Below are 20,288 nucleotides of genomic sequence, written 5' to 3'. Positions count from 1 at the left end.
CGCCGCCGTCGACGTGGCCGCGGTCGAGGCGGCCGAGCCGGACCAGGCGCGCCGGCCCGGGTGGCGCGAGCGCGCCCACGGTGAGCTCACCGACGCGGAGGTGCAGCAGGCGCACACCCTGGCCGTCGCCGCGGGTGCGGACGAGCCGTCGCAGGAGATGGACGGGCAGGCCGAGGAGATCGGCGTGGAGCTTGCCGAGGACCAGGCCGCCGCCGTCGACGTGGCCGCGGTCGAGGCGGCCGAGCCGGACCAGGCGCGCCGGCCCGGGTGGCGCGAGCGCGCCCACGGTGAGCTCACCGACGCCGAGTTGGAACAGGCGCACACCCTGGCCGTCGCCGCCGTCGAAGCGGCCACGGCGAGCGCGGCCGCGGCCGCCGTCCAGGCCGAGCAGAAGCAGGCCGCCGCCGAGGCTGGCGACGGCGGCGCCGTCCAGGCCGTCCAGGTCCAGGCCGCCGCTCTGCGGCAGCGCGCCGAGGCCGTGGAAGCCCTGGCCGAGCTCGCCCCCGCCTACGAAGAGGCGGGGGTGGCGACCGTCGAGCTCCGGGGCCGGCTTGCCGATGCCGAGGAGGCCATGGAGTCGACCCGCCGCCGCGGCCAGCGCGAGCGCGCCGCGGCCGAGGTGGCCGCGCTGCGCGAGCAGCTGCACACCGCGAACCGGCGGTTGGTCGAACTCGACATCCGGCGCGAGGCTCTGGAGAGGCAGGCCGGTCCGGCCGCGGCCCGCGCCGGCGCCGTCCAGCAGTGGCAGACCCTTGCCCAGTCCCTGCCGCAGGTGCTGGAGTCGGCGCGCACCAGCGATCTGCAGGACGCCGCCCTGGCCGCCGCGACCGCCAGGGGCCTGCAGCAGCGCGCGGACGAACAGCGCGCCCTTGTCGGGGCCCTCACGAACGAACAGCGCATCCGGGCCGGACTGCCGCCCGAGACCGCGCTCAGCGAGGCGGTGGACCGGGCGACCGCGCGGCTCACGGCACCGCGGCCGGCCGCGGTCGACGCCGAGCGCGACGCGGCATACGACTACGACCAGACAGCAGAACTCGACAGGGACCGCGACGCCGGCCGCGACGCCGGCGAGGAGCGCGGTCGAGGCCGATAGGACCATCACACGAGGGGTACACCGTGGCCGAAGACGATCCGTACGAGCAGTATCACCAGGTTGTGAGGGCCGTTCTCGGCCCGCGCACCGAGCAGGTTTTGGCAGACAAGGCGTGGGCGGCCCTCGGTGCGACGCTCTCTCGCGTCGAGCGGGCCGGCTACGACCCGGTGACCGTCCTTGGACGGGCCGTCGAGCAGGGGTCCATGGTCAACGCGCGATCGGCGGCCCAGCTGCTGACATGGCGCATCAACCGCGAACTCCCCCGCCCGGAGCGCGCCGCCCCGGCACCCGCCCCGGGCGGCGCCGCGGCCGCCGCCAGCGTCCCCACCCAGGCACGCCCGGCGGGCGCCGGTGCGGCGCCGCCGACTGCCGCCACGACTACGAGCACGCCGCCGCCGTCCGCCGCGGCCGCCGCGACGTCGACGGCGCCGACCACCGCCGGCCGGACCGGCGAACCGGTGATCAGCGTGCCCGGCGACGGCGTACCCGGGTGGCGCGAGCGGCCGTTGGGGGCGATGGGGGACGCCGACCTGCAGACCCGCCTCAGCACGGTCCGTGCCGAGGCGACACAGGCCGCCGTCGTTGCCCGGCATGCCCGGGAGTCGGCCACCACGGCCATGGAGGTTGCCCGCTCCCGCCGTGGCCCCGCGCACACCGCCGTGGCCGAGCGTCACGCCGAGCTCAGCGCCCGGGTGCAGGCGATCGACGCCCTGTCTCGTCTGGACGCCGAGTACCGCCAGGTCCGGCAGGTGGGAGGGTTCGGCAACCAGACCCCGGACGAGCTGAGGGCCCGGCTCGCCGTCGGCGAGGCCCGGTTGAAAGAGCGGGCGTTTCTCGGCTTGGTGCACGCCGTCCGCGGCGCGGACCGCCGCGAGCTGACCGAGCGCGTCACCGCGCTGCGGGACTACATCGAGAACACCGGGCCCCGGCTCGCCGAACTGGACGCCCAGCGCGCCGGGCTGGAGAGAGCCGCAGGCCTCGGGGCCACCCGGGAGGCCGCGTACCGGGAGTGGCTGGTGATGGACCGGGAACTGCCGCAGCAGCTGGACGCGGCCCGCGCCAGCGACATCGACGCCGCCCACCAGGCGCACCGCGAGGCCGACCGGTTGAGCGCGTGGGCCCAGGAGCGGGGCGAGGAGCACGACCAGTTGCAGACCGAGGCGGCCACCCGGCGAGGTCTGCCCGAAGAGCGCGCCGAGGCGGAGCAGGGCGAGCGCACCGAGGCCGCCACGGCGTTGGTGGCGGCCGCCGCCGTGGCGACGGCCGCCGCTGCCGCAGCCGGCGCGGTCGTCGTCGGCGAGGTCGTGGAGAGCGTGGTTGAGGAGGTCGTGGAGGCGGTGGCCGAGGCGGAGACCAGCCGCGGCCGGAGCGCGTGAGCGCCGCCGAACCGCCCGCGGACGGCGGTACCGGCGAAGCGGCGGCGGCGTCCGGGCGCTCCGAGCGGCCGGCGGATTGGCGCCGGCGCCATACCGGGCGGTCCAGGCGGGCGCGCCGGGTGCTGCTGTCGGCGCGGCTCACGGGGCGATGGGAGGTTCCGGCACTGCCCGTGTTGCTCGGCCAGGTCGAGGCCGGGGCGATCGAGGAGGCCGCGGCCGGTCTGCGCAGGCTCAAGCCGCCCATGGGGCTGACCGCCGCGGAACGGCGGGGTTGGCGTCTGGCGGCCGAGGCGGCCGAGAGGGCGATGCGCGCGGCCGCCGACGACCGGACCAGGACCACCAGCGGTCCGCCGCCACCGCCGGACCCGACGCCATGAACACACAAAAGTGCTCCCCTTGGTCGAACTCGACCAAGGGGAGCATCAGTTGGGGAAGCGGGTCACCACCTCCGGTGGCCGCCGCGCAGGATCGGGACGAACGCGGCGACGGCTGCCACCACCATGAGGACCAGGACCAGCACGACGGCCAGCAGCAGCCACCCGGCCACCTTCACGGTGAACAGCAGCACCCCCACGGCCCAGTGCTGGCGGGGCGACGGCGCCCAGGCGGGGAACGGCGGAACGTGCGTCATCAGGCGCGCGGGACCAGAACGGCGTCCAGGTCACGGATGACCGGCGCGTGCTCGGCCACCTCCGGCTGCAGCCGCAGCCAGGTGCCGCCGTCGCCCGACCGCACCCACCAGCAGGCCAGGTGCCGCACGGCAGATCCGACGACTTCGGCCGTGCCCGCGGCGATCAGCCGGTCCATGTCGGTACCGCTCAGGGAGGTGGGCCGGTAGGTGTCCAGCGGCGAGACCGGGCCCATGGCCGGCGCCCCGGCGGAGCCGGCCGGAGCCGCCGGCGACGGGGCGGGCGCCGCCGCAGCGGGACGCGCCGCAGGCGCCGGCGGCAGCTTCGGTGAACCCGCCGGGTGCTGCTGGCCCTTGGGGCGGAGCTTGTAGAAGGGGGCCGGGTGGAACGGGTCCGTGACCATCTCCGGGGCCGAGGGCAGCCACGCCAGGTACGGTTCCGACTCCCACGGCTCGCGCGGGGTGTACGGCTCCACGTGGGTGCCCGCCTCCAGGCACTCCACCGGGAACTGCAAGCGCTTCACGACCCGTTCCAGGGCGTCGTCCCACGCCACCAACGCGAGCTCGCCCTGATTCTCGCCCGGTTCGACGTACACCCGCACCCACGCGACGTACAGCGCGATCAGCTTGTTCCAGCCCCCGCGGTGCCGGTACCAGCACCGTGGGATCACGGCCTGCAGCTGCATCTCCGGGTACTCGTTCACCAGCCAGTCCACCCACGGCGCCATCCGGTCGAGCAGCTGCCGCCGCTCGCCGGGCGACATCGCCGAGAGCACCCAGCGGCAGTCTTGGCGGGTGTCCACCAGGTCGACGGCGGGAGCGTCCAGGTCCGTCATGCCACGTTCTCCAGTTCGTCGGTCGAGGTCTTCGGCCGGGGCACGGTCAGGGCCAGCAGCCGGGGGTCCCTCTCCGCGTTGCGCATCCGGACGCGGATTGGGGGAAGGTTGTTGTACTGCACGATGGCATGGCCGAATTCAAGCTGTTGGATCTGCCACGGCGCGATCAGCGGAGTTTCGTGGTCGTTGGTGGTCGAGGAACCCCGGCCGTCGGACCCGACGGTGACGGAAGTCCGGTATTCCACGGTCTTGCCGAAGCCCTCGGAGAAGTAGGACAGCGTGCGGTCGTCCGCGAGGCCCGGCAGGATAATGCGTGCCTTGCACTGCGAGATGATCGTGCGGGCGTCGTTCTCGCCGTACATCGAGATCAGCTGAGACATGTCGTGGAAAATCGCGAACAGCTGAATTCCGATACCGCGTCCGGTTGACGAGAGCTTCGCCAGGTCCGGGTACTTGAAAACGTTTCCGGCCTCATCCAGGTCCAGCAACAACCGGTCCTTGAGAGGCCGGGGCGGGATCATGCGCGTCCGGGACGGCAGCAGGCCCCACCAGCGCTTCACCGTCTCCTGACGCTGGCGGCCGGCGTTGATCCGCTCGTACTCGCGCTCAGCGGCATAGACGATGCTGGACAGCAGAGCCGTGCAGACCGGCCCGAGCGCCTTGGACTCCGAGGGCGGGGAGATGATGAACAGCGTGCCCTTTTTCGTCACGATGTCATCGGCCGTGAAATCCGACCCCGCCGCAGACTTGCGGATCTCCGGGTTCAGGTACGGGTCAATGATGGTGTTCGTGGTGAACATTACCGACCCGATGCCTTCCTCATGAAGATTCGCCCACACGCCCGTGTACTGGCGGGCGAATTCCTGAGCACCGGCCTTGCGGAGAACGTCCCGCACTTCTTCCTGGGCTTGCTTGCCGCGCTGCACGAAATCCAACAAGGCTTCAATTCCCGAGCGGCCGGGGCGGTCGCTGAGGTGGGCGGCCAGCAGCAGCGGGCCCAGGAACTGCCGGGCCTGCGTCATCCACGGCCGGCTACTCGGGTCATCGATGCCGACCGCTTCGACCAGCCAGCGGGCCATCCGCGCGGCCGCCGCTTCGTCGGTCGCGTAGGCGACCGGAGACCAGCGGGAGAGCACGAAGCCGGGCGGGTTGGTCGGCGCGAAGATGTGCACCGGCCCCCCGACGTTGCGCCGGGCCTGCAGCATGTACTCCACATCCGGCGCCTTCACCACGGAGATGAGGGCGGGCCCGGCCCACTCGTTCGCGTTCGCAACGACGTAGGAGACCGTTTTACCGCTCCCGTTGGGGCCGAAGACGATTGCGCTCACACAGTCGGCCGCGGCCAGAAGCCGGCCGGTGAGCTCGCTCCACCCGGCGACGAGCCTCCACCGGCGCGACGCGTGGTCCTCCGGGGCGACCATCGGCTTTTCCTGGTCGCGCCGGGCCCACTGAGCACCGCGAGAGCCGCGCTTGCGGGCCCGGTACCGGCTCATCAGCCAGAAGACGGGCGCGATCAGCAGCGCGAGCAGCAGCACCGCCAGGACCCAGAACAGCCACACCGGGCCCAGCTCGCCGGCGCCCGCGGCGTGGTGCCAGGAGCCCGCGACGTCGCCGCGGCTGATGAAGAGCTGCCACGCGAAGGTCAGGACGGACCCCGGGGTGACGCCGGCCGGCCAGCCGCCGCCGGCCAGCGTGGCAGTCAGCGCCGCCGCCAGCCACAGCGCGCCGGACAGCGCGAAGACCACGACGACCAGGCCGGCGAGCAGGTACACCGGTTCGGACATGCCCGACGGCGAACCGCCCGGTTGCTCGGACGAGTTGGACCACATCAGGCGTACACCCCATCCTCGGCCGGTCCGGCCGACTCCGGCACCGTCGGCGCCGGCCAGGCGTCCGGAGCCCGGTAGGCCGGAGCGTCGTCCGCCTCGGCCGGCTCGCCGCTGGCGTCCTTGTCGAGGTCCACGGAGGCCTCGGCCGTGGCGCCCGCCTGCCCCAGCTCATCGAGGGGCACCGGATCGGTGTTGGTGAACGTCGCCTCCACCGACGAACGGACGTGCTGCACGACGAACGAGCGGTCGTGCCCGGCCCACCACAGGGCCTGGCCCGGCTGGACCCGGGTGAGCCACGCCAGCTGACTGTCCGTGAGCCCGAACATCTCCCGGCACATGGCCAGCTGGTCGGGCTTCTGCCTGTAAAAAATGGCCACCCCGGCGTCCGCGACCAGGCTCGCCGCCACACGGTCGAGCTCGCTGCCGGCGCCGCCAGCGGTGTGAATGTCCCCCGGCTTATGGAATACCAAGCCATTGGAAAGCCGGTATTGCCGAGCCAATTTGAACATTGACTGATACCAGCGAAGAGTGCCCGGATTCATATCCGCCCACGCCTCATCAGAAATGTGGTAACGGCGCATCAGGTGCGACGTCATGGCGGACTGCAGCCACGCGGACGCGCAGATCCGGACCAGCGGCAGAGCGTCCCGGCGTTCGGCCAGAACCGAGGACAGGTTGACGACCAGGAATTTTGTTTTCGGGTCGACATCGACGGTGGTCGGGCCGTCGAACATTCCGCGCAGGTCACCGTCCACCAGGCGCTGAAACGCCATGATGAGGTCCGCGGTTTTCTCCCGCAATTCGTCCGCGCTCAGGGGGAGTTCCGACAGGGCCGACTTGCGCGGGTGCTGCATCGCCTCCACCACCTCCGGCAGGGTGGGCACACGCGGCCGGTCCGCCGCCGTGGCCGCCACCGTGCGGGTGCCGTCGGCACTGACCACACGCTCCACCCCGCCGCCGGTCAGGTCCGCGACGGCGATGCGGCACAGGGTCCGCTCAGCCTCGGTCAGGTCCCGCCTCAGCACGCCGGCCGCCAGGGCCTGCAACATGTTCAACTGACGGATCATGGCATCTACCGGGCTTTCATTCCCGCCGGGCCCCATGTCGAAAGGGTTCAGCCGGTCGGACCGGCCGGGGCCGATAAAAATCGGCTCATGCCCCAGGTAGGCCGCCAACTCGTTGTATTCCGACTTGACGTCAGTCAAGAACGTCCCGCGACCGAACTCATAGGCGCGCGCAACACGCGTCTTGATTTCGGTGGACTTTCTGCTGCCGATTTCACCGAACGTGATCCAGTTAGGGTTCGTCAGCAAACCAGCGTCATACCAGTCCCAGGGATCGAAACAAAATGAACCGCCTCCGAGGATATTGTTGCCGACGAGCGGCCCGAGGGCGCCCACACCCGCATCCGCCTGCCACGGATAGAGCGCCTGCAGTTGCGTCGTGGCCTCACGGTGGGGGGCGAGCCGAAGACGGCGGAAGGTGCGGCCGGACGCCGGCCGGACCATCCCGTCCCCGAGCAGGGCCAGGCCCCGCGGGGGCTTTGTCTCAGGAGCGGCAGCGCGCCGCCGGCCCGCCCTGGCCGGGCGGGGGACGGCGGCCGCGGCGGCCGCCACGGTGATCTGCTGTTCCGGATCGATCTTCGGTCGACGTCCGAACACGGTTCTCTCCCCGAGGTCGTGGTGGTGCTGTCCGGTCGGATACGGCGCCGGCCCCACGGTGGTGGAGCCGACACCGAAAGCGGCCGGTCAGGCGAGGTCAGAGATCAGGCCGAACCGCAGCCCCCGCGCGAACGGCAAGGTGGCGGGAAACGCCGAATCCTGTTCGCCGTAGAGCCGCCGCAACTGCAGCACGTTGGCGCGCGCTTCGATCTCCGCGCACGCCTGGTCCAGCTCCTCCAGACTCGGCGCCGAAATCCGGATCAGGCCCACGAACCGATAGAGGGTGTTGCCGTCGGCCAGCGCGGCGTCCTGCGCGGCGATCGACTCCGCTTCGCGCGCGTCACGCGCGGAGGTCCGGAACCCCGAGCGGCGTTTCACGTCCAGGTTCGCCGACTTCGCGGCGTCCGAGCGCGACACCTCATCCGCGGCTTTACGCGGATTGAGCGGCTGCAGGGTGATCGAGACCGTCCGCTCACAGGCGGACTGCAGGATCAGGCCCTCAAGGAAGGTGCCGGGCACTGGCTTTCGGGGCCACTCACTCACCCAGTACACCGCGTGATACGTATCGTCGGTGCGGTAGTAGCTCCAGTGGTCTTCGGCAGCCATCGGGCCGGCCTCGGCCGGAGCGGCGCCGCCGGAGTCGTCCGTCACCGGGCCCCGGGCGTCCAGCTTCCAGCGGGCGCCGGGCTCGTACGCGCACCGGATCACCTTGCCTAGGGCGCGAGGGGGCAGGGCTCCCTCCACCGCCACCCCGGCGTTCGCGAGGGAGTCCTCAATCTGTGCGCACCGCTGCAGCAGGTAGGCGCAGGCGCCGGTGTCGCCGCCGCCAAGGGTCTTGATCTGCCGTCGAGCCTTGCGCGGGTCGAGCATCACCACGAGGTAGTTCTCATGGCTCTGCGTGACCGGCCTGGCTTCATCCAGCAGGGTTTCGTAGTTGCTGGCGGTCGCGGCGTTGCCCCGCAACCCCTTGGTGGCCCACTCCCGGGCCAGGGCGTCCCCGGAGTCGGGAATGGTGATGTCGAGCAGCTGCAGGCGCACGATGCCGCCGCCGCTGTAGGCCACCGAGTTGAGCACCTCCGCCCACATGGCCAGCCGGCCGTCCTGCTCCTGCGTGGTCATCAGGCGGAACGCGGTGCCCTGCGTCTTGATGACCGCGCAGTACGTCCGCCGCTTGGTGTCCTTGATGACACCGATCCGCCCGACCGCGGTCGGCACGGTCAGCACTTCGGTGCCCGCCAGCTCGCCCGGCAGGTCCATCGGATCCACTCCCTCTTGACGGGGGATCGGCCGGGCGAGCTCCGCCGCCGGCCCTCCCCGGAAAACGTGCCAGCCCAGCGCCCGCCGGACAACGAACAGGACGACGATCGGGGCCCACTGCCCGGCCGTCCGGTCGGCGATCGGGACCCACACCGCGGCCGCCGTCACCAGGACGAGGGCGACGCCGACGAGAATGCCGACGACGCCGTACGAGAGCAGGCGCACGAGCGCGAAGGCGGCCACGAAGAGCGCGACCAGGGCGCTCATGCTGAGGCCCAGCACGATCCCGTCTGTCTCGCGCGGACCGAACATGAACATCTGCCGCTGCTGCGGCTGGTGCTGAGACACCTATGACCTCCCCGGCATGCGGGCCGGCATCGGGTGCACCGGCGGGTTGGGACGAGCGGGCGCGGTCACGGGCGCGGTCAGGGCGTACTTGTTGGCGCCGCCGCCGGAGCGGCCGACGGGCCCGCCGGCCGGGGCCGCAGGAGCCCCGCCGCCGCCGGCAGCGGGAGCGCCGCCGCCCCCGCTGCCGCTTCCGCCACCTGGAGGAAGGGCAGGCGACCCGCCCCCGCCGGTGCCGCCGCCAGCACTACCACTGCCGCCGCCGCCCGAACCCGGCGGCAGTGCGGGCCGGTTGGAGCTGCCGGTCAGCTGTCCGGGGATGACGCCCGCGTTCAGCGCCTGCGAGCCACCGCCCCCACCGCCCGGAAGCTGCTGAGCGTTGGCCCCGGCCATGGTGCGGCCGGCCTGCAGCATCGGGCGCGCCGACCCTTGCAGGGCGGCCAATCCGGCCGAGAACGCGGCCCCTTGCGGACCCGCGGCGGCCGCGGCCTGGCCGACCGCGCTGGGCGCCTTGGTGCTGCCACCGCGCGCGAAGGCCCCGCCCATCTTCGACGCGGCGCCGGTCAGCGCCGCCACCCCCGCAGCCATTCCGGCGACCCCGCCGAACCCGGCCTGCCGCATGCCGCCGGTGGTGCCGCCCGGGTGAGCCGCACCCCCGATAACGCCGATCATCTGCATTACGATGTAAGGCGCAAAAGCAGCTACAACGTACAGACCCACCGCCAGAATAAGCCCGGAAGCCGAATTGACGCCCTTAAGGGAATTGCTAGCCAGTTTCAGCATGATGACGATGATTGGCTTGGCTAGCACCACGACCAGCAGAGTGTCAATCAACCGCTGCTGCCACTGCCGGGACTTCTTCCAAACACTGCCGGAAACGGCCAGCGGCCAGAAGACCACGCAAATGTCGATTGCCATCCGGCGGATGATCATTTCGCACCAGACAACGCCGAGGCAGATGATGATCAACAGGCCCAGGATGATGACGACGATCGAGGGAAGGAGCATCGCCGTCGGATCAGTGCTGTGACTGGCCGACACGTTCAGCGTGTGGGCGACTGCCTTCAACGAGTCGGTGATACTGCTCCAGCCGTCAGTCCCCAACGCGACGTCGCACGCGTAGTCCATGAACGCGTTGGTCATCGTCACCAGGGAACCGATCAGACCGCAGGATACCCCCGCCGTGAGAACCTGCGCGAGGCTCCGGCCGATTTCCCGCCCGTCCCGGTTCAGTGCCGCGTAAATCGCCGAGCACAGAAGGGCGATAAGCGCGAACATTGCGCCGATACTGCGTGTCGCCGAAAACGTGTCAGAGAACCATGCTGCCTGCAGATCCGGTGCTCCGGACGTCTTGATCGAGTCGCCGACAGCCCCCGAAATCCAGTCGACTCCATCCACGATCGCATTCGTGATGTCATCGAGAACGGACGCTTTCGCGGCCGCGACTTCGCCCTTGACGGCGTAACCGCCCGCCTTCGCCGCGCAGTCCAGGGGGTGCATGGCCGCCTGGGCCAGCGACGTGCACAGGTCCGGCGGTTGCGGGTCCGCAGACACCGGAGCCGTGCCGACGGTCAGCACCACGGCCGTCAGCACGGACGTGATGCCGACTCGCCGCATCCACTTGCTACGGGACGACATAGCCCGGCACCGTCCCCTCGGTCAGCGTCCGCCGGAATGCCGAACTGAGGTCATACAGAGAACTTCCGTCGACGGGCAACCAGCCCGTGGACGGCGCGTAGAAGTTGGTCGGCACCGGCCCGGACTGGGAGACGGCCGTGAAGCCGGACAGCTTCCAGTCGTTGTCCGTCCAGGACAGCCGGACCGTGGCCTGGCCGTAGCCGCCGGCCGCCGTCGCGGTGGAGGAGGCCACGTACGTGACCGCGTACACCTCGACCGTGGCGGTGTCGCCCAGGTCGCCGTCCAGCTTCAACGCGATCGGGATCGAGGCCAGCCCGAACGGGACCTTGCTGCCCTGGTCGGTGCGCAACTGGTCGAAGGCGGAGCCCTCGGCCGAGTGGTCGAGCTGCTGGCGGATCGCTGCTGCCGAGTCAGGCGCCGCGATGGCGGAGACGATCCCCGCCCGGCCCTCAGGGGTGAGAACCCGCGGCGACGAGAGGGCCGACGAGTAGTTCGCGGCCGCGCTCATCGCGCCACCACGATCATGCCGGTAGCCCACCGGGACACCGGACACCACCCTGGCCGGGCCCAGACCCGCCGTGGCGGCTGAGGTAGCGGTGCCGCCGGTGGCCGGCGCCGGGGCGGGCGGCGCCGGGGCGGGCGAGGCAGGCGCCGGATCGACGGTCGAGCGTCCGAGTGCCACGCCGCCGCCGAGCAGCAGCACGGCGAGCGTGACGCCCATGAACTGCCGAGCGCGCCTCTGGTCAAGCTGCATTGGGTCTACCCCCTGTCGGATGTGGCTGGATGTCAGAGAGAGGCGCCGAGCCCGAATGCCCAGTTGATCAACGCGGACCCGCCGCCGACGATGACCGTCGCGGCCATGCTCGCGAGCATGCCGACGCGGCCGCTGGAAGAGGCGTGGTGGTTGCCCAGATATTTGCCGACCCCGAAGGCGATGGCGCCCATGATCAGTCCGGCGAGGCCGGCCAGCAGGCCGTAGAACATCAGGGCGCCCAGGATCGTGGTCAGAGCGTTCGCACCGGGGGCGGTGCGGTCCACCTGGACATTCGGCAGGTTGCCGCCGGTGCCAGGCGCGGGCGTCGGGTCCTTCGCCAGGATCACGCTGTGGGCGTCAGCCCACCCGGAGGCGAGAGCGTGGTGCGCGAGGTCGAGCAGCTGCGACACGAGATGTCCCCTTACTTCTGTCGTGCGAGCGCGGCCACCACGGCCGCGCCGAGTGTGAGGTATGCGTTGCGGGTGGCCGGCTCCAGCGCGGCCGATTCGATCGGCTGTCCGGCCGCCAGGTGCCGGTCCCACGGGATCGTCACGGCGGCGCCAGCCTTGGAGGTGAAGAAGCTCGCCAGCGTCCCGGCGGGCACGCCGGGGTCACCGGGGCGAACCGCGTTGATGGCAACGAGCGCGCGACGGGCGAGGCCGCCGTACCCGTTGCGATGCATCCACACCAGCGCGTCGTGGGCCAGCGTGGCAGACTCCGCCCCCGTGGTGGTGGTGAGCACCACCAGGTCCGCGGCCGCCAGAACGGCGGCCATAAGCGAGTCCGACAGGCCGGCCGGTGTGTCGGTCAGCGCGATGCCGAAGTGACGCGGCAGCAGCTGGTCCGACAGCCACCGGTAGCCGTCGGCGCCCAGGACGTACCGGGCCTCCGGGCGGTGCTCGGAGGCGATGACCGCCAGTCCCGACGGTCGGCGGTATGACGGCGGGGGCGGCGAGTTGAACGCCGTGTACGTCTGGTGGGCGGCAAGCAGGTCCATCACGCTGGCGGCCGCCCGGCCGCCAGCGAGGGTGGCCAGGCTTCCGCGCAGGGGGACAGCGTCCAGCGCGGCCACGGACTCCGGGCGATGCTGAGCGAGGACGTCCCCCAGACCGAGCGTCGTCGCGGTCCGCCCGCTGCCGCCCTTGAGGGACACCACTGCAATGCGGACGTGCTGCCGCGGCAGGTCCACCGTCAGCCGTCGCCGCAGCACGGTGTCCCGTACGCGGTCGACGACCGTCGGAAGAGCCGGCCGCACTGGTGCCTCGGCCAGTTGTTCCGGGCGCCGCCGCCGCACGAACCCGCGCCGCCGCGAGGGCAGTTCCACCAGTAGCTCAGCCTCCACCACCGTGGTGGTGGAGGCCTCGGCCGGCGCGGGCGGAACGGCTTCAACACGCGGGGTAAGCGGAGCGGCCGCGGGCGGTGCCGCCTCGGACAGCGGGGCGACCCGCCCCAGGACCAACGTCTGCGGCCGGTCCCTCGGAACCACCGGTTCGGCCGGAGCCCCATTGGCCGGGCGCGCGGCCACCGCCGCTTCACCGTCGACCAGGACAGCCCCGACAGCGGTGGACAGCTCCGGAGACGAAGCTTCGGTAGGAGAGGAAATCGGCCCAGTGGCCTGAAACCGCTTGTGTGGCCGGGTAGCTGGGTGTGATGGTTCCGGTACGGGCGTGCGCCCCCCGTGCGCCGGACGAGCCTCTGTGCGCGCCTCCGGCGGCTCCACTCCCTGCCCCGCCGTCAGCAAGCCCCGCAGGCTCACCGGTTGTTCTCGGTCGAATTCGTCAGCCTCGGCCACAGCGTCACCCCCCGCGCGCTTGATCCGTACATCAGGATTCTACCCTTTTTCTCGGTACTGGGGGCTGTTTTAGAGTAGCGTATCGACTACCCGCAGTGCATCCGTGCTCAACGGATCGTTGCGGAGTCGGACACTCTCCCCGCTCGGTCGGGGTCTACGGAGGACAGAGCGGTGACATCCCGTGCGGTACAAACAGCCGGTGGACACGGACAATCTGATGCCGACTCGCAGGGGCCGGCCCCGCCGAGGCGGCTCGCCTGCAGACCGGCTGGACCCGGCGGGACCGGTGCTGACCAGCGAAATGGCCGCCGCCCGGCTGGCGCTCAACCCCAGAACGGTCATGAAGCGGGCGCGGGCCGGAGCCTTGCCCGCCGCGAAGTTGGGCGGGGACTGGCGGTTCTGTGCGCCGGCGCTGGACGCCGCAGTGCAGGGGCGATCGTGGTGCGACATCTCGTTCCGCGACGAGGTTCTGACGACGGCACAGGTGTCTGCGCTGCTGGGCATGGGACCGGACAAGGTGGGCCGGCTCGCACGCGGTGGTCAGCTGCCGCACTGGGGAGAAGCCCGCCACCGCCGGTTCTCCCGCGCGGCGATCCTGCAGACGCTGTGTCCCCCGAGCAGTGGACCGGTCGTTGACGACCACAACGCACCATCCCCAATCAGGGAGGACAGGAAATCATGAGGGTCGGACACCACGTCGGCACCGTCGCCCTGGCCGTCACCGTCGCCGCCCTGGCCGTTGGCTGCAGCAGCTCGCCGACGCATGAAGGCCCCCGCCCTGCGGCGGCCGCCACGACGGACCAAGCGCTTCCGCCCGGACCCGCCGGGCTCCCTTCGGCCCCCCCGGCCGCCGGTGCGACGACGGCAGCCACACCCACAGCCACCGACCGCCCGGACCCGATGAGCGCGGCGGCCACGCCACCCGCCACCGCCAGCTCGCCGAACGCCACCGCGCCGGCAGGCGCGCCAGCCGCCTCGGCGCCCCCGACTGGCGGCGGAGCCGATCCAGTCGACGCCGCAGCCCGCTTCACCGAGGCCGTTTACACCTATGACTGGCAGCACCCGAACACGCTCGACCCCGTGGAGCGCGCCAGGCCGTATGCGACGGACGCATACCTGGTGACGCTCCGCCCCACACAGACCACATTCTCAGCTCGTATGACCGCAGCTCAGGAGACGTCGAAGGCCACCATCCGCACCGCGGCGGTGTCCCCGGACGCTCCACCCGCCACCGACACCGAGGCATTCGTCTCGGTCTCCTACAGCCAGCACCTGACCGACCACGGGATGCCCACCGACAACCAGTCGTCGTGGAACCTGCACGTCGTCAAGGCGAGCGGGGCGTGGCGCGTGGACGCGGTGGTGGCGAAGGGCTGACCTGACCACTCAAGAAGGGGGACAACGTTGAAGGCGAAAGGCCTTGCCATGGCCGCCGCCGGCATCATGGCTGTGCCCGTGATCCTGATCGTCGGAGGAAGCGGTCATGCCCAATCCGGGAAGTACTGCAGTGTCAGTGTGAGCGTCGGCGACCAGGGCGGCGGCGCGCCCGGATCGGTCACCGCCGCTGGCGTCCAACTGGACTCGGAACAGACCGCCAACGCCCAGATCATCGCGCGGGTGGCACGGGAGAAGGGACTGCCGACGAGGGCGGCCGCCATCGCTCTGATGACGGCCATGCAGGAATCGAGCCTGCGTCGACTCCCGCCGACGGCCGGACACGACGCCGCCGGCCTCTTTCAGCAGAGGTCCGTGGTCGGATGGGGAACCCCGGAACAGGTACTGGACCCGATCTATGCCACGAACGCGTTCTTGTTCGGCGTGCCCTCCCAGCACATCCCCGGGTTGACGTGGGTCCAGGGGTGGGAGCGGATGGACATGGCCGACGCCGCCGAAACCGTACAAGTCAGCGGAGTTGGATACCAATACCGCAAATGGGCTGACTTCGGCACTGCGTTGGCACAGTCCCTCAGCGGTGGCGACACCAACAAGGCTGTGACGTGCACGGATAACACGCCGCCGTCACTGGCCGGGCCGGCGGTGAACAACGTCATCAACAGGGCTATGGGCCAGTTGGGCGTCCCGTATGTGTGGGGCGGAGGTACCCCCTCCGGGCCCGGAACGGGGTTCTGCGGAGACAACACAGGTTGGCTCAACGGATCGTGCTTCGCGGCCACCCACGCGGGATATGACTGCAGCTCGCTGGTGCAGTACGCGTGGTGGCCGTACGTCCACCTCCCCCGCGTGACCACCGATCAGTACGAGGCCGGACAGCACATCCCGATTGGCGCCACGCTGCCCGGTGACCTCGTGTTCTGGTGGAACGGTGCCCAGGGCATTTACCACGTAGCCATGGTGCTGGCGAACGACGCCGGTAAGATCACGATTGTTGAGGCTCCAAGGACTGGGCTCAACGTTCGCGTACGCGAACTGCCGCTCACCGAGGCTCACCTGATGGACACTGCCGTGCGGCTCGCAGTCCCGGACGCGCCGGGTCAGGGGCCAGCCGGTGGAACTCCCACACCGGCCAAGGCCCCGTAAGCAGAAGCATGACGACGGCGGGCCCGGAGAGATCACCTCTCCGGGACCGCCGTCGTCATCCAAGGTCAGGCCGCCCGCGTCGCCGCCCAGTAGTCCGTGAAGAACACATCTGTTGCGGTGTTCAACGCCGAGAGCCGAGCGGTCCACTCGTCCCCGGCCCCTGCCGTCGCGGCCGCCCTGGCGACGTCCAGCCGAGGAGCCCTCAGCCAGTCGACCAGGTGGCGCCGGCCAGCAGCGGCCCCGGGAAGCAGCCCCCGGAGGCTCACCGGCCGCATGTCGTCATCCACGCCGCGGGCCATCAGCCGAGCACCCCCACCGCGGTAGCGAGTGCCACCAGGTCCTCGGCCGGCCGCGCCGCCGCCGGGATGAACGACCGGCGCTCGAAACGACCCACGAGGAAGCGGACCGGGCCCACCGTGCCCTCCGGCACAGGTTCCGCCTCCACCACGAGGCGACGCCCACCAGACGTCACATCCTCTACCCTGACCATCTGATCCTCCCTACAGGATCAAGCTCCGGCCACCGTGTCCGCGGTGGCCAGAGCAACCACGAGGGGCCGGGCCGTCGGAAGCCTGGCCCCTCTCTTTGGCTCTACTGTAGTTGCTTTCTTTCTACCACGCTAGCATCCTTGTGAGCGCGTCAGAAAGCGCGTCAGAACGTACGCACGCAAGCACGATCGCTAGGATGCGAGCTATGACTGAGCAGTGGGAGCGGTGCACCGCCTACTCGGAGAGCGGCGGCGTCACGAAAACGATGACCACGATCTCGCTCGCGGTTGCTTGTGCGGAGGAGCATCCGGACGAGGACGTGATCGTGGCTGACTGCGATCCGCGCGGCGCAACGACGAAGCTCACCGGCGCCGAACCCGTCGGACCGGGCCTGCACATTGGCGCGATCCTGGGGAACGACGACGTGGAAGGGTGGGCGGACCAGCTCGCGGTCCCGTTGGACCCGGCCGCCGGGTGGCCCCGAAACCTACGGGTGATCCCGAGTCAGCGGAAGGTCAGCAACCAGGAGAAGAACCCCGACGACCACGCGGACGTCCGTCTGCTGCGGTCGCTCCAGGGAGTCGAAGCGCACGTTTTCTTCGACGCGCCGAACCGCCAAGGTGGGCTGATCATTCAGAACATCCTGACTGCGGCTCGCAAAGTGGTCTACGCCGCCAAGCCCAACGAAGACGGGCTGGACGGCGTGGACGGCGCAAAGGAGACCGTGGCGAAGTTCCGGGCGCACAAGGCGAGCCTTGGAATGCCCGACCATCTTCGGGAAGTCGGGATTGTCCTCGGCGCCGCCTGGAGGGGCGCCGTGTGGACGCGTGACGCTCTGCGGGCCGTCGACGAATTCGAGAACACCTCTCCCGGAATGCTGCTCCGGCCATTTGTGCCGGAACGGGTCATTGTCCTTGAATCGCGTGCGGCCGGCGTCTGGTACGGCCAGTACGAAAGCGGAAAGCCGGTGTACGAGGCTTACCGGGAAATCTACAACACGAAGGTGCGTACAACGTGAGCGGCGAGGCTGCCAACAACGACCGTCCCAACCCCCGCCCCCGCGGCACCGCGGGCGGCGGCGGACCAAGGCCGGCCCCCGACGAGCACCAGGACCCCATCCTGCCGCCCCCAGTCCCGGCCGCAGTCCCGCGGCGTCGCCGCGGACCGCAGGAGTTCAGCCAGCTCAACACCCGAGTTGACCCCCTGTTGAGCACCCTGATTGACGCGGTGAGCGACGCCCGCGGCTGGAGTAAGCGGGAGGTCGTGGAGCAGGCGTTGAAGCAGGCGTACGCAGCCGAGTACCGGTCACTGCTTTCCAGCCAGCAAGCGGCAGAGCGGTCGAGCTAGCTAGGAAGCGCCCGAGCTTGCTTTCTAGCGCTCTACCAAGCGAGCTCGCTTCCCAGCCCGCACGAGTGCGAGCACTCAAGAACCCATGAAGAAGGCCCCAGCAGCGCGGAGCTTGCGAGGCAGCGCTACCAGGGCCCTAACGACACCTCAGGACGAACCCGTGCGCCATGACCACAGTAATACCCCGGTGGACCCCGCGGTGACCGCGGCGGACACGACGGCCGGAACCCGCCGCAGTGGCCGGCCGACCGAGGGGCAGGTGTGAACGACATGTCCCAGCTGACCCAATGGGTAAGCGAACACGCTGCAATGATCGGAGCGGCGGCGGCACTGTGTGTCTCCATTTCCGCTATTACGATCATCGGAATCCGATCGAAGCGAAAGGCCAAGCAGCAGCGAAAGCTCAGTGCAGGCACCATTGCCGCCGCTATCGCATTCATTATCTGCACGTCCGTCAGCCTTCACACGAGCTACGGCTTTGCAAGCAATCCGGACGGCCTGGATATGGCCACCGAATTTGAGCGGATCTTTTCCTGCGCGGCATTTGAAAGCCTCATGGCCATGATGGTTTTCGGAGCGCGCGAGCGGTTGGCCAACCCCGACAATCCGTCTCCCGGTTGGTACGGCACCGGCGTGTGGGTGTTCGCCGCGCTGAGCGCCGTACCGGCCTGGCACGAGGGCAACGGCTTCACCGCCAGCACCATGGTTCGGATCATCGTCGGGTCCATCGGCAGCGCGCTCGCCGCCCACTCGGCCCTCGGCCTTGAGCTCCGGCACCGCACCGGTGAGGAGAGCCAGGCCGCCGGCGCACAGATCGCCCGCGAGATCCGCGAGCGCATGATGGCGTACCTCGGCCTGGCCCAGCGCGGACAGACCGCCCAGGAGATCGCCCGGGACCGCGCGATGGACCGGGCGGTGGAGCTCGCCGACCGCGAGGCCCGGCTGACCGACAAGCAGCACAAGGGACGCAAGGGCCGCGTCGTGGCCCGCCGCCTCGGCCGGGCCCTTGAAGCGGCCGGCACCGCGGACCCGACCCGGCGCGACGAGTTCGAGGGGCGGTTGGCGCTCCGGCGCAACGCCGCCGAGCTCCGGCACGCCGACCTGAACCGCCCGTGGAAGTCCGCGGAGGAGAAGGCCGCGGAGGCCACCGAGGTGGACAAGCTCCGGGCGGAACTCGCCGAAGCTCTGGCCCTGGCCAACCAGGAGGCCGACAAGGCCGCGGCCGCGGAGGCCGCGGCCGCGGAGGCGAGGCGGCAGGCCGCGGAGGCCCGGCAGCAGGGAGAGCAGGCATTGGCATTGCTGACACGCCAGGTCGAGGCGTTCGAGGCCCTGGCCAGCAATGCCGAGGCCACCGCGGTAGCCCAGATCGGCAATGCCGAGGCATACCGAGTGTCCGTCGAACTGCCCCGCCCGCGGCCCGAGCAGGACGACCAGGACGACGCCGCGGCGGCCGGTGACTGTCTCGGTTGTGAGGAGGAGAGCGAGCCGGTGGCCCCCGGCAATGCCGAGCGTCCGGCAGCGGCAGGCATGAACGGCAACCCCCGAGTGCAGGTCCGCCTCCCCTTGGACCCCGACACGGAGGACGAGGACGAGGAGGGGGACGACGTGCTGGACCTCACCCTGTACGGCAGCAAGAAGCGCGGTGCCAAGAAGCGCGCAATTCAGGCGCTGTACCGCCGCGACATTGCCGAGGACGACACCCGCAGCATCAACGCCATTGCCGAGGAACTGCGAGCCACGTACACCCGCGAGACCGGCATGACGTACGACCAGGCGGCCGCGCACCGGGCAATCTCGGAGCTCCGGGCCGAGCACAGCGGCCAGCAGGCCAGCTAAGCCGAAGGTCGAAACGGCCGAACCAAGAAAGCAAGCGAGGTAGCGAGCGAGCGTGATAGCGCGCTTGCTCGCTATCACGCTCGCTACCACGCTTTCGCGCAAGCAACCACCCCGGAGGGGGAGGACGATGGACGACCAGACTTCCTATGCCCGTCCCGCGGCGCCGGAGGCTCTGCCGGTGCCGGGACCGGCAATGCCACCGGATGACCTCGGCGCACGGGTGGCCGACGCCCAAGCCCGCTTTCAGCGGGCACGCACGTTTCAGGAAACCCTCGCCGTCGCCACTGCTGCGTTGGCGGCGGCCGAACACACCGCCGCGGTCGAGGCTGAGGGGCGTCGACGGGCCGAGGCGGAGGTGGCCGAGGCCGGCGGCGGCAGGGCCGCAGCCCTGCAGCTTGCACAGCAGGCCCGGCAGGCCGCCCAGGACAATGCCGCCGAACTGGCGAGCACCCGGCGGCAGCTCGCCGAACAGCAGCACCAGGTCCAGCAGCAGAGCGGCAGGGCCGACGCCGCCGAGGCCGAGGTGGCCGAACTCCGCCGGCGGCTCGCGGTGGTCGAGGAGACGCGTCGGACAGAGCTCGCGGAGGTTCAGGAGCAGAGCGGCAGGGCCGACGCCGCCGAGGCCGAGGTGGCCGAACTCCGGCAGCAGCTCGCGGGTGAGCGCCGACGGGCTGACACCGCCGAGGCGGAGGTGGCCGAGGCCCGCGGCGGCAGGGCCGCAGCCCTGCAGCTCGCCGAGCAGGCCCGGCAGGCCGCCCAGGACAATGCCGCCGAACTGGAGAGCACCCGGCGGCAGCTTGCCGAGCACCAGGCCGTCGCCGAGGCCGAGGTAGCCGAGCTCCGCCGCCAGGCCGAGCAGCAGACCGGCAG

Annotated in this window: 19 protein-coding genes and 1 pseudogene; 9 read left to right on the top strand and 11 right to left on the bottom strand. The window is 70.8% G+C overall.

Translation table 11 applies throughout. From position 1 onward, the window contains the following. The 3 genes from ACZ4WV_RS31590 to ACZ4WV_RS31580 all read left to right on the top strand — a co-directional run. Nucleotides 1-1,093, top strand: a 1,093-nt coding sequence (locus ACZ4WV_RS31590) for a hypothetical protein (protein ID WP_465752072.1), incomplete at its 5' end; no start/stop codon positions are given. Nucleotides 1,094-1,191: 98 nt separating this feature from the next. Next, nucleotides 1,192-2,469 (top strand): hypothetical protein, encoded by a 1,278-nt coding sequence (locus ACZ4WV_RS31585; protein WP_465752071.1) that lies wholly within the window; start codon nucleotides 1,192-1,194, stop codon nucleotides 2,467-2,469. A gap of 170 nt (nucleotides 2,470-2,639) precedes the next feature. Further along, nucleotides 2,640-2,846, top strand: a complete 207-nt coding sequence (locus ACZ4WV_RS31580; RefSeq protein ID WP_465752070.1) for a hypothetical protein — start codon at nucleotides 2,640-2,642, stop codon at nucleotides 2,844-2,846. 62 nt (nucleotides 2,847-2,908) lie between these two features. Here the strand turns inward: ACZ4WV_RS31580 and ACZ4WV_RS31575 are convergent, their stop codons facing one another. The 9 genes from ACZ4WV_RS31575 to ACZ4WV_RS31535 form a co-directional block, all read right to left on the bottom strand. Beyond that, entirely contained in the window at nucleotides 2,909-3,100 is a 192-nt protein-coding gene (locus ACZ4WV_RS31575; RefSeq protein ID WP_465752069.1) for a hypothetical protein, read from the bottom strand. Beyond that, complete coding sequence (locus ACZ4WV_RS31570; RefSeq protein WP_465752068.1) at nucleotides 3,100-3,933, bottom strand: hypothetical protein; 834 nt, start codon at nucleotides 3,931-3,933, stop codon at nucleotides 3,100-3,102. The genes ACZ4WV_RS31575 and ACZ4WV_RS31570 overlap by 1 nt, the downstream gene beginning before the upstream one ends. After that, on the bottom strand, nucleotides 3,930-5,762 hold the full coding sequence (locus ACZ4WV_RS31565; RefSeq protein WP_465752067.1) for a type IV secretory system conjugative DNA transfer family protein: 1,833 nt from the start codon (nucleotides 5,760-5,762) through the stop codon (nucleotides 3,930-3,932). Before ACZ4WV_RS31565 ends, ACZ4WV_RS31570 begins: the two co-directional genes overlap by 4 nt. Next, nucleotides 5,762-7,423 carry a hypothetical protein gene (locus tag ACZ4WV_RS31560; protein ID WP_465752066.1) on the bottom strand — a complete coding sequence of 554 codons (1,662 nt, stop codon included), beginning with the start codon at nucleotides 7,421-7,423 and terminating at the stop codon, nucleotides 5,762-5,764. The genes ACZ4WV_RS31565 and ACZ4WV_RS31560 overlap by 1 nt, the downstream gene beginning before the upstream one ends. An 87-nt stretch (nucleotides 7,424-7,510) precedes the next feature. Then, nucleotides 7,511-9,028 (bottom strand): SCO6880 family protein, encoded by a 1,518-nt coding sequence (locus ACZ4WV_RS31555; protein WP_465752065.1) that lies wholly within the window; start codon nucleotides 9,026-9,028, stop codon nucleotides 7,511-7,513. Next, nucleotides 9,029-10,618 (bottom strand): hypothetical protein, encoded by a 1,590-nt coding sequence (locus ACZ4WV_RS31550; protein ID WP_465752064.1) that lies wholly within the window; start codon nucleotides 10,616-10,618, stop codon nucleotides 9,029-9,031. It abuts the gene before it with no gap. A gap of 31 nt (nucleotides 10,619-10,649) precedes the next feature. After that, nucleotides 10,650-11,417 (bottom strand): DUF8175 domain-containg protein, encoded by a 768-nt coding sequence (locus ACZ4WV_RS31545; protein WP_465752063.1) that lies wholly within the window; start codon nucleotides 11,415-11,417, stop codon nucleotides 10,650-10,652. Between the two features lie 32 nt (nucleotides 11,418-11,449). After that, nucleotides 11,450-11,827, bottom strand: coding sequence for a DUF6112 family protein (locus ACZ4WV_RS31540; protein WP_465752062.1), 378 nt, complete (start codon nucleotides 11,825-11,827; stop codon nucleotides 11,450-11,452). Between the two features lie 11 nt (nucleotides 11,828-11,838). After that, nucleotides 11,839-12,759, bottom strand: a complete 921-nt coding sequence (locus ACZ4WV_RS31535) for a MinD/ParA family ATP-binding protein (RefSeq protein WP_465752061.1) — start codon at nucleotides 12,757-12,759, stop codon at nucleotides 11,839-11,841. A 649-nt stretch (nucleotides 12,760-13,408) separates the two neighbouring features. On the opposite strand from ACZ4WV_RS31535, the gene ACZ4WV_RS31530 reads away from it, so the two are divergent. The 3 genes from ACZ4WV_RS31530 to ACZ4WV_RS31520 all read left to right on the top strand — a co-directional run bounded on the left by ACZ4WV_RS31530 (nucleotide 13,409) and on the right by ACZ4WV_RS31520 (nucleotide 15,747). After that, entirely contained in the window at nucleotides 13,409-13,891 is a 483-nt protein-coding gene (locus tag ACZ4WV_RS31530) for a helix-turn-helix domain-containing protein (protein ID WP_465752060.1), read from the top strand. A 476-nt stretch (nucleotides 13,892-14,367) separates the two neighbouring features. Beyond that, the gene (locus tag ACZ4WV_RS31525; protein WP_465752059.1) at nucleotides 14,368-14,586 is read left to right on the top strand and encodes a hypothetical protein; all 219 of its coding nucleotides are present in this window, start codon (nucleotides 14,368-14,370) and stop codon (nucleotides 14,584-14,586) included. Nucleotides 14,587-14,613: 27 nt separating this feature from the next. Continuing rightward, complete coding sequence (locus ACZ4WV_RS31520; protein ID WP_465752058.1) at nucleotides 14,614-15,747, top strand: C40 family peptidase; 1,134 nt, start codon at nucleotides 14,614-14,616, stop codon at nucleotides 15,745-15,747. A gap of 65 nt (nucleotides 15,748-15,812) precedes the next feature. Here ACZ4WV_RS31520 and ACZ4WV_RS31515 read toward each other — a convergent pair whose 3' ends face one another. Together ACZ4WV_RS31515 and ACZ4WV_RS31510 are read right to left on the bottom strand one after the other, a co-directional pair. After that, a complete protein-coding gene (locus tag ACZ4WV_RS31515; protein WP_465752057.1) occupies nucleotides 15,813-16,034 on the bottom strand; it encodes a hypothetical protein in 222 nt (73 codons plus the stop codon). A gap of 11 nt (nucleotides 16,035-16,045) precedes the next feature. Next, nucleotides 16,046-16,177, bottom strand: a complete 132-nt coding sequence (locus tag ACZ4WV_RS31510; RefSeq protein ID WP_465752056.1) for a hypothetical protein — start codon at nucleotides 16,175-16,177, stop codon at nucleotides 16,046-16,048. Nucleotides 16,178-16,440: 263 nt separating this feature from the next. On the opposite strand from ACZ4WV_RS31510, the gene ACZ4WV_RS31505 reads away from it, so the two are divergent. The 3 genes and pseudogenes from ACZ4WV_RS31505 to ACZ4WV_RS31495 all read left to right on the top strand — a co-directional run. Further along, a complete protein-coding gene (locus tag ACZ4WV_RS31505) occupies nucleotides 16,441-17,253 on the top strand; it encodes a ParA family protein (RefSeq protein ID WP_465752055.1) in 813 nt (270 codons plus the stop codon). Between the two features lie 599 nt (nucleotides 17,254-17,852). After that, nucleotides 17,853-19,418 (top strand): hypothetical protein, encoded by a 1,566-nt coding sequence (locus tag ACZ4WV_RS31500; RefSeq protein ID WP_465752054.1) that lies wholly within the window; start codon nucleotides 17,853-17,855, stop codon nucleotides 19,416-19,418. Nucleotides 19,419-19,710: 292 nt separating this feature from the next. Continuing rightward, a pseudogene (locus tag ACZ4WV_RS31495) lies at nucleotides 19,711-20,288 on the top strand (hypothetical protein); the annotation flags it as partial.

The sequence above is a fragment of the Kitasatospora sp. NPDC029312 genome, assembly GCF_055569215.1.
This window is presented reverse-complemented; position numbering and strand designations above follow the sequence as displayed.